The organism is Paraburkholderia suaedae (assembly GCF_040812055.1).
Lineage (GTDB): Bacteria > Pseudomonadota > Gammaproteobacteria > Burkholderiales > Burkholderiaceae > Paraburkholderia.
The window spans coordinates 129,046-142,453 of record NZ_JBFOAH010000007.1 but is presented as its reverse complement, the minus strand read 5'-3'; the positions used below and the strand labels follow the sequence as shown (position 1 = coordinate 142,453).

The 13,408-nt window shown below is 62.8% G+C and carries 11 protein-coding genes; 4 read left to right on the top strand and 7 right to left on the bottom strand.

Annotated features, from left to right (window positions below):
• Window positions 1–235 precede the first annotated feature (235 nt).
• The 4 genes from ABQJ48_RS12800 (at window position 236) to ABQJ48_RS12785 (ending at window position 5,715) form a co-directional block, all read left to right on the top strand.
• Window positions 236–1,033, top strand: coding sequence for a DUF4118 domain-containing protein (locus tag ABQJ48_RS12800; protein ID WP_367838385.1), 798 nt, complete (start codon window positions 236–238; stop codon window positions 1,031–1,033).
• A gap of 4 nt (window positions 1,034–1,037) precedes the next feature.
• Window positions 1,038–1,919, top strand: a complete 882-nt coding sequence (locus ABQJ48_RS12795) for an alpha/beta hydrolase (protein ID WP_367838384.1) — start codon at window positions 1,038–1,040, stop codon at window positions 1,917–1,919.
• A complete protein-coding gene (locus tag ABQJ48_RS12790; RefSeq protein ID WP_473094131.1) occupies window positions 1,916–2,725 on the top strand; it encodes a MipA/OmpV family protein in 810 nt (269 codons plus the stop codon). The genes ABQJ48_RS12795 and ABQJ48_RS12790 overlap by 4 nt, the downstream gene beginning before the upstream one ends.
• 224 nt (window positions 2,726–2,949) lie before the next feature.
• Window positions 2,950–5,715, top strand: a complete 2,766-nt coding sequence (locus tag ABQJ48_RS12785) for a putative bifunctional diguanylate cyclase/phosphodiesterase (RefSeq protein WP_367838382.1) — start codon at window positions 2,950–2,952, stop codon at window positions 5,713–5,715.
• A gap of 123 nt (window positions 5,716–5,838) precedes the next feature.
• Here ABQJ48_RS12785 and ABQJ48_RS12780 read toward each other — a convergent pair whose 3' ends face one another.
• The 7 genes from ABQJ48_RS12780 to ABQJ48_RS12750 form a co-directional block, all read right to left on the bottom strand.
• The gene (locus ABQJ48_RS12780; protein WP_367838381.1) at window positions 5,839–7,107 is read right to left on the bottom strand and encodes an RNA polymerase sigma factor; all 1,269 of its coding nucleotides are present in this window, start codon (window positions 7,105–7,107) and stop codon (window positions 5,839–5,841) included.
• Window positions 7,104–7,475, bottom strand: coding sequence for a YciI family protein (locus ABQJ48_RS12775; protein WP_367838380.1), 372 nt, complete (start codon window positions 7,473–7,475; stop codon window positions 7,104–7,106). Before ABQJ48_RS12775 ends, ABQJ48_RS12780 begins: the two co-directional genes overlap by 4 nt.
• Window positions 7,476–8,534: 1,059 nt before the next feature.
• The gene (locus ABQJ48_RS12770; RefSeq protein WP_367838379.1) at window positions 8,535–9,494 is read right to left on the bottom strand and encodes an electron transfer flavoprotein subunit alpha/FixB family protein; all 960 of its coding nucleotides are present in this window, start codon (window positions 9,492–9,494) and stop codon (window positions 8,535–8,537) included.
• 79 nt (window positions 9,495–9,573) lie between these two features.
• Window positions 9,574–10,323, bottom strand: a complete 750-nt coding sequence (locus ABQJ48_RS12765) for an electron transfer flavoprotein subunit beta/FixA family protein (RefSeq protein ID WP_367838378.1) — start codon at window positions 10,321–10,323, stop codon at window positions 9,574–9,576.
• 190 nt (window positions 10,324–10,513) lie between these two features.
• Window positions 10,514–12,091 carry a methyl-accepting chemotaxis protein gene (locus tag ABQJ48_RS12760; protein ID WP_367838486.1) on the bottom strand — a complete coding sequence of 526 codons (1,578 nt, stop codon included), beginning with the start codon at window positions 12,089–12,091 and terminating at the stop codon, window positions 10,514–10,516.
• A gap of 50 nt (window positions 12,092–12,141) precedes the next feature.
• Window positions 12,142–12,561 (bottom strand): PaaI family thioesterase, encoded by a 420-nt coding sequence (locus ABQJ48_RS12755; RefSeq protein ID WP_367838377.1) that lies wholly within the window; start codon window positions 12,559–12,561, stop codon window positions 12,142–12,144.
• 68 nt (window positions 12,562–12,629) lie between these two features.
• A complete protein-coding gene (locus tag ABQJ48_RS12750) occupies window positions 12,630–13,406 on the bottom strand; it encodes an enoyl-CoA hydratase/isomerase family protein (protein WP_367838376.1) in 777 nt (258 codons plus the stop codon).
• Window positions 13,407–13,408 lie beyond the last annotated feature (2 nt).

Here is a 13,408-nt window from a genome sequence, read left to right as displayed (position 1 = left end):
CCAGACCGGCCGCGAGCGCTGTGCCGAGCAGGCCCCCACGCAGCCTGCGAGCAGCAGAACACACTTGCTATCGTATCGGTTGTCCAGATGCAGGAATGCGCGGTCGGCGACAACGCCGGTCGCCGACCGACTCGGATTGCCAGCCTCCGCCAATCCTTTTCCGCGCTGCAAGCCTAAAGAATCCCGGTGCTTTTGCCGTTATTGAGCCACCAGGAATCACGACCGTTCACCTGACATGGAAGTACAAAATTCCCGCCGATGGGCGCCCCGCGGGCGCAGGCGGTGGGTCATCGCCGGCGCTGCACTTTTTAGCGCCGCCGCCATTCGTACGCTGTTGCATCCCTTGCTCGGGTCCATCATGCCGGCGAGCGCCTTTCTCATCGCGGCCGCACTCGTTGAATTTTATTGCGGGCTCGGTCCCGCCCTGTGCGTGATGCTGGCGGGGCTTTGCCTTGCCGACTATCTTTTCGTGCCGCCGTATGGGCATCTTGATGTGATCGACCGGTCCGACATCCGGCTGTTGATCTCGTATCCGCTCATCACGCTCATCGTGATAACCCTGATCGAGCGGTTGCGGCGGGCGCAATATCGCGCCGAGTTGCAGACGGCCGTGTCGCAGTCGCGCTATGAAATGCTTTTGCGTCACGACAACGAGCGGCTGCTGGCGCGCCGGGCGACCGACGAAATGCGCCGCATGCTCCATCACATCGTGCATCATAGCCGCGCGCTCGTCGCGATCAAGGCCATCGACCCCGCAACCAGCGCGATCCCGGGCGGTTTCGTCCACCCTGTTACGCCGGCGACAGCAGACGGAATCATCGACGAGCGCGCTTTTCAGGCGGGCATCGCATTCGGTGCGAGACATGCTCAGGTGCATCACGAAGATCTTGCCCGTGTATGCGAGCGGCTAGTGCCGGGGCATCACCGCATGCGGATCCTTACGGGCGGGCAGGACTGGCGGGCCGTCGAGTGCATCTGCGAACGCTTCGTCACGCCCTCGGGCGACTTCCTGGTCCTGCGGGCCGAAGACTGACACCATGACGCAAGCCTACCCTCCCCGTCCGCAGGACGGCGATCATGCTGTGCTGCTTCTGCACGGCTTGTCGAGTTCTCCGCTCGAATTGCGCTTCATTGCCCGCTATCTGATCGAAGACGGCTTCGCGACGCACACGCCTGAGCTTTCCGGCTATAGCGCGGGTACGAAACCCGCACCGATGGAGCAATGGGTGAGCGCCGCCCTCGACGCATTCGACGCGCTTGCCGCGCGCTACCGCCATGTCTCGGTATGCGGTCTGTCGATGGGCGCGACGCTGGCCGCCGCGGTCGCCCACGAGCGGCCCGCGGCGCGAGCGTTGCTCCTGCTGTCGGTCACGCTCGACTACGACGGCTGGGCCATCCCATGGTACCGATTCTTGCTGAACTGGCTGTACTACACGCCGGTGCGCTCCCGGTACCGCTATCGTGAGCGTGAACCTTACGGACTGCGAAACGAAGCGCTGCGCTCGAAGATTGCCCGCGCGATGCAGAAGAACGAAATCAGCGAGGTCGGGCCAGCGTCGATCGGCATGCCCGCGCTTCACGAGGCGCGGCGACTTGCCAGCCATGTGCGCAAGAATCTCAAAAGCGTCAATTCCGACTGCCTGGTGATCCACGCAATCGACGACGAGACTTCGAGTCCGCACAATGCGCGGCTCGTCGCGGCGAACGTGGGTGCGTCGTTTGTGCGGACAATCTGGCTGGACGACTCGTATCACATGATCACGTCGGACAACGAGCGCGAGGTGGTCGCGCGGGAATGCGCGCTGTTTCTGCGCGAAAGCGCCGCTGTTTCGATTTCTGCGGGCAGTCCGACCCCCGTGGTCTCGCGCGCGCTCGCGCGACGCCTCAGGCAGTTGGCCACCATAGCGGGAAAAGCATGACGTTGGCGATGACCGCGGGCCCATGCGCCGGACACCGCTGCGTGCTGTTTGCAGCGGCCACCGTGCTTTGCCTCACCAGCACCACTCGCGTGGCGAGCGCCGCGGAGCCCGAGGCGCCGAGTGACTGGAAGGTTTCGATCGGGCCGGGCATCTATGTATTCCCCGAGTTCCCCGGCTCTTCGCGGCTCAAACTGCTTCCTTTGCCGGTGCAGGACATCTCGTGGCGCGACCGCGTATTCTCACAAGGCCCCGACGTGCTGGGCGTCAACGCACTGCACGGCGAGAATTATCATGCCGGCGCGTCGCTGAGTTTCGATTTCCAGTCGAGGAAAGCATCCGACGATCCGCGCCTGAAAGGTCTGCCCGATGTGCATTACGGCCCCAAGCTACGGCTCTTTGCGGATTACACCTGGTGGGCGTTCACCGGCTCGGTCAATCTCTACCAGGACATTGCCGGAACGGGCCAAGGCCTGACTGCGATGGCCGATCTGGTGGCATCCGCCCCGTGGGGTGCCTTTCTGTTCTCGGTGGGACCGGGCGTGACGTGGGCGAGCGGGCGATACAACAACACCTTCTTCGGCGTGACACCACAGCAGAGCGCAGCCTCCGGATTGCCTGCGTATGCGGCACGCTCCGGATTGCGAGACGTTCACCTGAACATCGATGCCAGCTACGAGATTGCGCCGCACTGGTCAGCGAATGTGGTTGCGGTCATCGGCCGCCTCGGCAAGGTCGCTGCTGGCAGCCCCATTCCCGAGCGCTTGCTGGATTTCAATGCGATGGCCTCGGTGGCCTACCGGTTCTAACGGCGTTTGAAGCGGCCAACCGCACACGGGATCGTGGTTTCGACACTGAACGTCCTCGTTGCAAGCCAAAAGCACGGCCCGGGTGATCCGCGTCAGCCAAACTCCGCCGGGACACCAACAACCGACGGGGCGTACGGCTCGCGGGTCATGGTTCATCCTGACTAAAGCTGTTTGATGGAACGCCGATATCCACTAGACAGGCATTTCATCAATCGGGCAATAGGGTGCAACCGCAACAGAAGCAACCACCAGCGGCTCTTCTGAGCCGCCTGGCCGAGCATAGTGGCGCAGCGCTCGCGGCGGCATTACTTGCCGCTGCGGCCGCAAGCATTGTGGTGTTCACCGCACTCGGCATGTTCGCCTCCCAGCAGACGGCGGACCGCGAACTGCAGGCGTCATTGCAGATTCAGAACTGTCTTGAGACGCTTCTCGCGCTTCACACAGCGGCGAATACCGATTTTTTGAAAGGCGTTGGCACCGTGAGCTACGGATCCCATGCCTGGCCGGTGACTCGGGCGAGTCAGGTGGCGGCCGTCTATGCGCGGCTCGAAAACGCCATGGCTGGCGACCCCGGAAATCAGGCGGCAATCGTCGAGCTCAGGCAGTTGTCCGCGAAGTGGTCGCTACAACTTGAAAATGCTGCGCAACATACGATCCAGAGCGGCTCACGGGTTGCTATTGATAGCAAGGAACTGTTGAATGCCAACAGTTCATTCCGGCAAATCGCCGATAAGCTATCAGCGATGCGCACCCAGCAGGAAGTGCGCGTTGCGAAAATGCAGGCGGCCTCGGAGCGGCGGCTCGCGCACGAACGGGGCGCGCTCTGTCTTGCCACAGTAGCCGCAGCATCGTTTCTGGCGTACGGGTTCCTGGCGAGTCATCGCGCCTCGCTAGCGAGGACTCGGGCAAGAATCGTTGCTGCAGAAGCGGAATCGCGTTTCCACGAGTACTTCGAGGAACATCCGCTCGCGATGATGATCTACGACACGACGTCCCTCAGCGTTCTGACTGCGAACGCGGCGGCCCAACGTCAGTACGGGTATTCTCTGGAACGGTTTCTGGGTCTTTCTTTTTGCGATCTGAGGCCCGAAAGCGATGTTGCCAAGTTTCGTTCCGATCTCGAGACGTACCTGCTCGCGTCGGGCCGCAGCGGTTCAGCAGGGCTGCGCCGCCACCTGCGCGCGGACGGCACCGTCATCTACGTTGAGGTATCGTTTCATTTCCTCTCGTATGCGGGCCACGAAGCATGCTTCATCACCGCGATCGAAGTCACTGAACACGAAGCCGCGAAACGTGAACTGCGGCTGCGCGGCCGCGCGCTGGATTCCACATTGGACGCCGTCCTGATCACGGAGCCCGTCGATGGTGGCGATATCGTGATCTACGCGAATCCTGCTTTCGAGCGTATCACCGGCTATGGGCGTTCGGAAATCATCGGCAGCGACTGCCGCTTTCTGCTTGGGCATGAACATGATGACCCTGCAGCCGTCACTGTCCGCGAAGCGTTGAGGACCAACACCGAAGGCGCGGCTCTTTTACGCAGCCATCGGCGCGATGGCAGCCTGTTCTGGAATCGGCTTCACGTCGCGCCGGTTTTTGACGACAACGGTACTGTTACGCACCACATCAGTGTATTCAGCGATGCTTCCGATCTGGTCCATTCGCATGAACTGTTGCGGCAGCAGGCGCGCCAGGATGCGCTCACGCTGCTGCCCAACCGGTTTTCGCTCGGTGTCACATTGCGGCAGATGCTGGTGCGCGCCCACGAGGAAGCCGAGAGAATCGCGCTGGTGTTCGTGGATCTCGACAACTTCAAGGACGTCAACGACACGTTAGGGCATAGCGCTGGCGATGAAGCCCTGCAAACAGTGGCAACCCGGCTCTCCACCGGACTGCGCAACGGCGATTTTGTCGCCCGGTATGGTGGCGACGAGTTCGTGATTCTGTTGTACGGCGCTCATGAAGCCGAAGCCGTGGAGTCGACACTGGCGCAGCTAAACGCGTCGATTTGCGCCCCCTTCACTGTGGCAGGCTTTCCGCTGCATATCGAATCCAGCATGGGCATCGCCTGGTACCCGGAGGACGGCAGCGATGCAGAAACGCTTTTGCGCAATGCCGACACGGCGCTGTACCGCGCCAAGTCCGAAGGACGAAACCGAACCCGCCGATTTGAGCCTGCGCTAGCGCGCGCGAGCGCCGACCGCCTCGCACTGGCGGCCAGATTGCGACGGGCGCTCGAACTCAGTGAGTTCGAACTTTATTACCAGCCGAAAGTATCCGTGAAAGAAGGACGGGTGACGGGCCTGGAGGCGTTGCTGCGCTGGCGAGATCCTGAACTGGGACTCGTCAGCCCGGGCGAGTTCATTCCGCAGGCCGAGGAAAGCGGTCTGATCGTACCGATCGGCGAGTGGATTCTGGAACGCGCTTGTCTGCAAGCCCGGCAGATTTCGAGCGAACGACCCGGTATCCGAGTGTCGGTGAACGTCTCACCTGTGCAATTTTCACGCGGAGACCTACCGGCTACCGTCGCGCGTGCTCTGCAACGCAGCCGGCTTGACCCGCGCTTGCTGGAAATCGAAATCACCGAAAACGCAATGATAGAACCGGCAACGCTTCCCTTGCTTCATGCCATTCGCGCGATGGGCGTCGCTGTGGCTATTGACGATTTCGGTGTCGGCTATTCCAGCCTCGCCTACGCTCGTCACTTCACGGCGGATACGCTAAAGATCGACACGTCTTTCGTGAGCGGTATCGGCCAGTGCACTCAGGACGAAGCCATCGTGAAGGCTATATTGGGTCTTGGTCATACCCTCGGTATGAAAGTCGTCGCTGAAGGGGTGGAAACAGAAGAACAACGCGACTTTCTTGCACGTCACCGTTGCGACGAGATTCAGGGATACCTTTATGGCCGGCCGCTGCCAGCGGTCGAGATAGGTGAACTCATCGAAGTCATCGAAGGTAGCGTCGCATTGGAACAGAAGCCGGTTTAGTGATCAACGGGTGCGCAACGCACAGAACGTACTGCACCCGGCGGAATTTGCCGTCGACTCCTGGCATCCAAGCCTTGATTTTTCACATTCCTGCGACGTGTACGGCCAGGCTCGTATGGACAGCTAACTTTTCTTCGATGACGCCTCGATGCGCTTGCGCTGCAGGAACCGGCGCACGGCCGGATCGCGCGCGAGTCCGATCGCGAGATCGTACGCGCCGAGCGCTTCGGCCGTCGCGCCGGCACGCGCCAGCACATCGGCGCGCGCAGCCCAGTAGGGCTGGTAGTCGGCGAGCCGCGGATCGTCCGCATAGCGCTTGAGTGCGTCGAGCGCCGCGTGCGGGCCGTCGCGTTCCGCCAGCGCCAGCGCGCGGTTCACCGCGACCACCGGCGACTGCGCAATCGCGAGCAGCGCATCGTAGAGCTGCACGATCTCGTCCCAGTTCGGGCGATGCGTCTCGCAGCGGTGGATATGCGCCGACTGCAGCGCGGCCTCGAGCTGAAAGCGTCCGATCGCGTTGAATGCGCTCGCGCGCCGTAGTAGTGCGTTCGCTGCGTCGATCATCGGCGCGTCCCATGTCGCTGGATCCTGACCCGACAGCGGCACATAGTCGCCGGCTGCATTCCGTCGCGCGCCGCGCCGCGCGTGCGCATAAAGCATCAACGCGAGCAGACCAAGCGTCTCCGGCTCCTCGGGCAGCAGCTCGACGAGCAGTTGCGCAAGAAACAGCGCCTCGCCAACCAGATCGCGTTGCCCGGCATCGCCGCCGACCGGATCGGTCCACCCTTCTGCATACGCCGCATAGACCGCTTCCAGCACCGCAGCAAGCCGGCCGGGCAATTCCTCGCGCTCCGGCACGCTGAACGGAATGCCCGCTTCGCGAATCTTGTTCTTCGCGCGCACGAGGCGCTTGCTCATCGCGGCGGGCGACATCAGGAACGCCGAGGCAATCGTCTTCGCTTCGAGCCCCAGCACCACCTGCAGCATCAGCGGCGTGCGAATCGCGGCCTCGAGCGCAGGGTGCGTGCAGGCGAACAGCAGCGCAAGCCGTCGGTCGGGCAACATGCCGGCTTCGCGTTCGTCGATTTCATCGGCGAGGATGGCAAGCTGGTTCACCACTTCGTCGCCGAGACGGCGATGACGCGCGCCATCGAGCGCCCGCCGTCGCGCAACCGTCATCAGCCACGCTTCGGGATTCGCGGGGCAGCCGCGCGCCGGCCAGTCCGCGAGCGCGGCTGCAAACGCGTCGGCCAACGCGTCCTCGGCCGCGGCCACGTCGCGCGTGCGCATCGCCAGCAGTGCGACGAGCTTGCCGTAACTGCGGCGAGCGACCGCTTCGGCGATCAGATGCGCGGTGCCGTCACCGTCGCGGCCGCTGCCGGAAGGACTCATGCAGCAGATGGCGCGTCGTAAGGGGCGGTCCAGACCGGGCGCACTTCCATGAGGCCGTGCGCCGCGCCGGGACAACGCGACGCCCACGCGATCGCCGCGTCCAGGTTGGGCACATCGATCAGGTAGTACCCGGCGAGTTGCTCCTTCGTATCGGAATAGGGTCCGTCAAGCACCTGTGGCTTGCCGTCGAGGAGCCGCACGGTGGTGGCCGTGCTCGTTTGCTGCAACCGGTTGGCGCCCACCAGCACGTCGGCTTTTTTCAACGATTCGGTGTACGCCTTGTACGCGGCGACGCCTTGCTGCCGTTCGCTGTCGGTCATCTGGTTCCAGCCGTTTTCTTCTGAATAGATCATCAATAGGTATTGCATTTGAGCCTCCTGTCATGGGGTTGAGGCGGTTGGATCTGATCGCGCCGCCACTACAATGACGCTCGGGCCGCATGCGGATGGACAGGCGGCGTCGAAAAAATCGCATGGCGCCTTGTACTGGCAAGCCGGCCGCCGTTCGGAGCCCGCCCGCAATCGTCTTTGCGTGTGCTCCCGTTGAGTCCGGCGGAGATTGCATACGCGCTTACGTAAGAACGCCCGGAAATGCGCCCAAAGCGAACCGTCTCGCTTTTAAACGGCAATTGTTGACGACTTTTGCGGTAGCGTCGAGTGGCGGAAATCTGCGATCACCCGGTCACGCGATCGATCGCATGCGCCACGCCAGGCTCAAGTGCTCGCGCTGGTCGCATGGTCGCGCCCGAACAGGGACTCTCTCGGTGTAAACGCTAACGGTTTGTCGGGCAACTGAGCGCCGTGATCGAGTCGATCGCGTCGCTGCGAACACTCACGCTCAGCGGCGTTGACGTGCGCTATCCGGTCAGAGGTCGTGAAGCGATCGGCCCGCGACATCGTCACCTGCACATTGCGGTATGCGGTCTGCGCTCGCCGCCGGCGAAGAGATGAATCGTGCGAGATTCATCGCTGGTCGCTTGTATTCCGGCGGGAATACGCACCACGAACCCTCGTCGTGACGAAAGAATACGAACGCCAGCTTACCTGACGGGTGATCCGCCTCTACACAGACATAGCGCCACTGCTTACGTCGCGAGTGACTGAAGCGTGTCACGCGAGCATGCTTCGCAGCGTCCGGTCCCAACCAATTCTCGACCAGCACGCGCAATGACTTTTCCCGAGTACCCATGTGTTGCTCCGACTACTTCGATCCCGCTAAGCCACGCTGCGTCAACCCGTTTGTTCGAACCACGGGTCTCGGGGACCACGCATCGGATGATGCGCGGGACCAAGCGGTGGATCTGTCCGCATGTCATAACGCTTGATGCCGGAGACGGCGAGCGCAGCCGCTCCGGGGAAACAAACCCCCGCGAGTGGCGGAAGTGCCGATATGCGGAACGGTGTCATCACGGACCTCTATGCACGCGATTAAAGTTCGCTCGCGAATTCCGGAATCTCAATGAACAGATCGCCAACGAGACCATAATCGGCTACGCTGAAAATCGGTGCTTCGGGGTCCTTGTTGATTGCGACGATCACCTTCGAATCTTTCATCCCCGCCAGATGCTGGATCGCACCCGAGATGCCGACGGCCACGTACAGTTGCGGCGCGACGATCTTGCCGGTCTGGCCCACCTGATAGTCGTTCGGTACAAAGCCCGCATCGACTGCGGCACGCGATGCGCCCAACGCTGCGTTCAGCTTGTCCGCCAGCGGCTCCAGCACCTTGGTGTAGTTCTCGCCGTTGCCCAGACCCCGGCCGCCCGAGACGATGACCTTCGCGCTCGTCAGCTCCGGACGGTCCAGCTTCGTCACTTCGCGGCTCACGAACTGCGAGAGGCCCGTGTCGGCTGCCGCTTCGATCTTCTCGATCGTTGCGTTGCCGCCTTCGGCTGCGACTGCATCGAAACCGGTCGAACGCACCGTGATGACCTTGATCGCATCAACCGATTGCACCGTCGCGATCGCATTGCCCGCGTAAATTGGGCGCTCGAACGTGTCGGGGGAGTCCACGGCGGTGATGTCGCTGATCTGCGCGACGTCGAGCTTCGCGGCGATACGCGGCGCGATGTTTTTGCCGTAGGCGGTCGCCGGCGCGAGGATGTGCGTGTAGTCCTTCGCAATCTTGATCACGGTCGCTTCAACGTTTTCCGCGAGGCCCGCTTCGAGCTGCGGCGCGTCGGCCAGCAGCACTTTCGCCACGCCTGCAATCTTCGCCGCTGCATCCGCCGCGGCTTGCGCGTTGTGACCTGCCACCAGCACATGAATGTCACCGCCGATCTTCTGCGCCGCTGCGATCGTGTTCAGCGTCGCGGCCTTGATCGACGCGTTGCCCCCAAAGGGGGCTTCCTGCGGGGCGTCGTGTTCTGCTATTACCAGATTTGTCATGTCGTCCGTCTCCGTGTGTCGACTGGAGTTAGCGCTTTAGCGCTTACTCCAGTCCCATGCAACATAGTTGCCGTTTTCTTTAAAGCACCTTGGCTTCGGTCTTCAGCTTCTCGACCAGCGTCTTCACGTCCGGCACCTTGACACCGGTCGAGCGCTTGGGCGGCTCGGCGACTTTCAGCGTCTTCAGGCGCGGCGTGACGTCCACGCCCAGGTCCGCAGGCTTGAGCGTTTCCAGCGGCTTTTTCTTCGCCTTCATGATGTTCGGCAACGTCACGTAGCGCGGCTCGTTCAGGCGCAGATCGGTGGTGATGACAGCGGGCAATTTGAGTGACAGCGTCTCGGCGCCGCCATCCACTTCGCGCGACACAGTGGCCTTGCCGTCAGCCACGACCACCTTCGATGCAAAGGTTGCTTGCGGCAGATTGGCCAGCGCAGCGAGCATCTGGCCGGTCTGGTTCGAGTCGTCGTCGATGGCCTGCTTGCCCAGAATCACGAGCGAAGGCTGTTCCTTGTCGACCAATGCCTTCAGCAGCTTCGCGACCGCCAGCGGCTGCAGGTCTTCATTGGACTCGATCAACACAGCGCGATCCGCACCGATTGCGAGCGCCGTACGCAGCGTTTCCTGAGCCTGCGCAACGCCTGCCGACACGACGATCACCTCGGCCGCCACGCCCGCTTCACGCAGACGCACCGCTTCTTCCACCGCAATTTCATCGAACGGATTCATCGACATCTTCACGTTCGCAATGTCGACACCCGTGCCGTCCGATTTCACCCGGACCTTCACGTTGTAATCGACTACGCGTTTGACCGCGACCAGGATTTTCATGTCTGTTCCTTGACTAGCATAGGCTTACTGAATTGACAAACTTGCTTATGCGCCTGCGAAAGCGGGTAATGCGACTGCTACCTGACCGTAGGACCATAAAAGCGAGACTATCCCGCCCTGTAAAGCCGGAGCTGCAATCCCTGCACCGCTCACCGGGGATGCGACCATGAGTTGACTTCCGCAGACTCGCTTATCGAACGCCCAACCGTTCAATTCGCATGGCGGATGTCACGGGTAAAGTGAAACGGCCAATTGCATCGCGCAGGCTGGCGACCTGATCTTGCAACGAGTGCGCGGCAGCCGCAGCCTGTTCGACCAGCGCTGCGTTCTGCTGCGTCACCTCGTCCATCTCGCCGATCGCACGATTCACCTGCTCGATACCGGCGCTCTGTTCCAGCGACGCGCAGCTGATTTCGTCGAGGATTGCATGGACGCGCGTGACCGCCTTCACGATGTCGCCCATCGTCGCGCCCGCGTTCGATACCTGCTCAGCGCCCACCTCGACCGCCTGCGTCGATGCGCCGATCAGATCCTTGATGTCCCGCGCCGCCGCCGCCGAGCGCTGCGCGAGGCTGCGCACTTCCGAAGCAACCACCGCGAAACCGCGCCCTTGCTCGCCCGCGCGCGCCGCCTCGACCGCAGCATTCAGCGCGAGGATGTTGGTCTGGAACGCAATGCTGTCGATCACGCCAATGATGTTGCCGATCTCCCGGGAAGTGCTGGTGATATTGCCCATGGTATGCACCACGCCGTCGACGGCCCGGCTGCCTTGCCTTGCAACTTCGGCTGCCTCGCTCGCGAGGCGGGCTGCCTGCTCGGCGCTCTGGGCGTTGCGTTTCACGTTGGCGGTCATCTCGTCCATGCTCGACGCCGTTTGCACCAGCGCGGCAGCCTGCTTTTCCGTGCGGCTGGAAAGGTCGGCATTGCCGGATGCAATCTCGTGCGCGCCGACGTCGACGTTCTCCGCACCGGCCTGCACGTGCGCTACCGTTTCGACGATCCCGTCGCGCATGGTGGCAAGCGCCAGCATCAGGCTCGGCCGTTCGCAGTGACGCACCGGCACGTCCGCGCCGAGGTCGCCCTGCGCAATCCGCTGCGCTGCGGCGACCGCCACTTCCATTTCGCCGCCAAGCGCACCCAGAACGCTACGCACCACGAACCCCATCACCACCGTCGAAACGCCGGCAAGGACCGCAGTGACGGCGAGCCAGCGCGCCAGACTGGCGTAAAACGCGTGATCGATGTCGTCCATGTACATGCCAGTCGCGATGTACCAGTCCCAAGGTGCGAAGTGCGCTACGTAATTGGTCTTGACTGCGTGAAGGTCGCTGTCGGGCTTGCGGCCCACGTAATCGGCGAAGCCGCCGCCAGGCCGATCGCCGGCAGCCACCAGCTTCGGAAACAGCGGCTGTCCGGCGCCATCCATCATCCGGCTGACATCCTTGCCGGTCATCTGCGGCAGGAATGGATTCATCACGATCACGAGATGCGAATCGATGATCGCGACATAGCCGTCCTCGCCATAGCGCAGGTCGGCCAACGCCGCCAACGCCTGCCGGCGTGCGTCCACATCGCTCAGCGCACCCTTCTGCGCGAGCCGATAGTAGTGGCCGGCGAGGCTCTGGGCCTGCTGCACGAGAGCCCGCATCTGCTCGCGGCGGTCGGCGAGCATGGACGAGCGCGCCTGCCACGCGCCAAACGCGCCGATCAGCACGAGGCCGATCCACAGCAAGGCGATCATCGAAAGAAGCTTGCGGTTCAACGTCATTTTCATAGATGAGGAAGGCGATACAGTTCGGCCCGACGCGCGCGCCGGGTTCAACGCGCGACGATCATGCACACGGCCGACGCCGTTGCAACGAGCTTATCGTCCTGCCACAGCTCTCCATTCACGTTGCACACACCGCGCCCCCTGCGCACCAGCGTTGCCCGGCCAATCAGGCGGCCGGGCTTCGCGGGCCGCAGGAACGAGGTGCCAAGGCTGAGCGTGGCGCAGTATTCGCCTTCAGCCAGCGTTGACATCACGAGCGTCGCGGTGACGTCGTCGAGCATCGCGCACAGCATGCCGCCCTGCACCTGACCCGCCGGGTTGAGGAACGCCGGTGCGCCCACGTAATGCGCCTCAAGCGTGCCGTCCACGAGCGACAGGAATCTCCCGCCGAGCGTTGTCGTCACCGCAGGCAGCGAGCCGTTTGAGCCGTAAAGGCGCGCGAGAGTCTCTTTCTCGTCGATTTCCATGGATGGTCTCCCGTTTTCGTGGCAGCTTGCGGTTCGAAGCCCAAGCGCTTTTTGCATTGCTTCGAAGCCTATTCGCCGCGAAATACCGGCTTGCGCTTCTGCTGCCACGCCAGCGCGCCTTCACGCAAGTCCTGCGATGCGTCGGCTTGCGTCACGTCGCGCCGAAACTCGTCTTCGTCGAACGTGCCGCTTGCGATCCGGTTCAGATGCTTCTTCATGCCGAGCAGCGCCAACGGTGCCATCGCGGCAAGCTCGGCGCTCAACCGCTCGACTTCTTCGGCCAGAGCGTGCTGCGGCACGACCGCATCGAGAAAGCCGCAGGCTTGCATCTGTGCGGCATCGAAGGTCGCGGCCCCAAGCAGCAGCCTTTTCGCGGTATTCAGCCCCAGCCTCGAAACATAGCGCTGCAGGCCGTCGCGATAGAACAGCAAGCCAAGTCGCGCAGCCGGCACGAACATCTGGCTCGTTTCGATGCCGATCCGAAAGTCGCAGGCGAGCGCGAGATCGGTTGCGCCGCCGTACACGCCGCCATTGATTGCCGCGATCGTCACCGGCCGCGCGCGCTCGAGTTCGTTGGCGAGCGCCTCGAAGCTCGCGCCCGCATTGCCGTCCGCAATGCTGCCGATATTGAAGCCAGCGCAAAACTGCCGGCCCTGGGCACACAACCGCAGCACGAGCACTTCTCGTCGCGCGTTCACTTCGCGGATGAAGCCGCGCAGCGTCGCGAGGTCGGCCGGTTCCAGACGGTTCGCCATCTCGGGGCGGCGCAGCGTGATCGTCGCTATTGAGCCGGCGACGGTGAGTTCCGGCGCAAAGCCGGAATGGGGGTCGGGCTTCGAGGTCATGT

What these genes read in the sequence shown, in the direction of transcription:
- ABQJ48_RS12800 (WP_367838385.1), top strand. Translation starts at nt 236, where the DNA reads ATGGAAGTACAAAATTCCCGCCGATGGGCGCCCCGCGGGCGCAGGCGG.
- ABQJ48_RS12795 (WP_367838384.1), top strand. Translation starts at nt 1,038, where the DNA reads ATGACGCAAGCCTACCCTCCCCGTCCGCAGGACGGCGATCATGCTGTG.
- ABQJ48_RS12790 (WP_473094131.1), top strand. Translation starts at nt 1,916, where the DNA reads ATGACGTTGGCGATGACCGCGGGCCCATGCGCCGGACACCGCTGCGTG.
- ABQJ48_RS12780 (WP_367838381.1), bottom strand. Translation starts at nt 7,107, where the DNA reads ATGAGTCCTTCCGGCAGCGGCCGCGACGGTGACGGCACCGCGCATCTG.
- ABQJ48_RS12775 (WP_367838380.1), bottom strand. Translation starts at nt 7,475, where the DNA reads ATGCAATACCTATTGATGATCTATTCAGAAGAAAACGGCTGGAACCAG.
- ABQJ48_RS12770 (WP_367838379.1), bottom strand. Translation starts at nt 9,494, where the DNA reads ATGACAAATCTGGTAATAGCAGAACACGACGCCCCGCAGGAAGCCCCC.
- ABQJ48_RS12765 (WP_367838378.1), bottom strand. Translation starts at nt 10,323, where the DNA reads ATGAAAATCCTGGTCGCGGTCAAACGCGTAGTCGATTACAACGTGAAG.
- ABQJ48_RS12760 (WP_367838486.1), bottom strand. Translation starts at nt 12,091, where the DNA reads ATGACGTTGAACCGCAAGCTTCTTTCGATGATCGCCTTGCTGTGGATC.
- ABQJ48_RS12755 (WP_367838377.1), bottom strand. Translation starts at nt 12,561, where the DNA reads ATGGAAATCGACGAGAAAGAGACTCTCGCGCGCCTTTACGGCTCAAAC.
- ABQJ48_RS12750 (WP_367838376.1), bottom strand. Translation starts at nt 13,406, where the DNA reads ATGACCTCGAAGCCCGACCCCCATTCCGGCTTTGCGCCGGAACTCACC.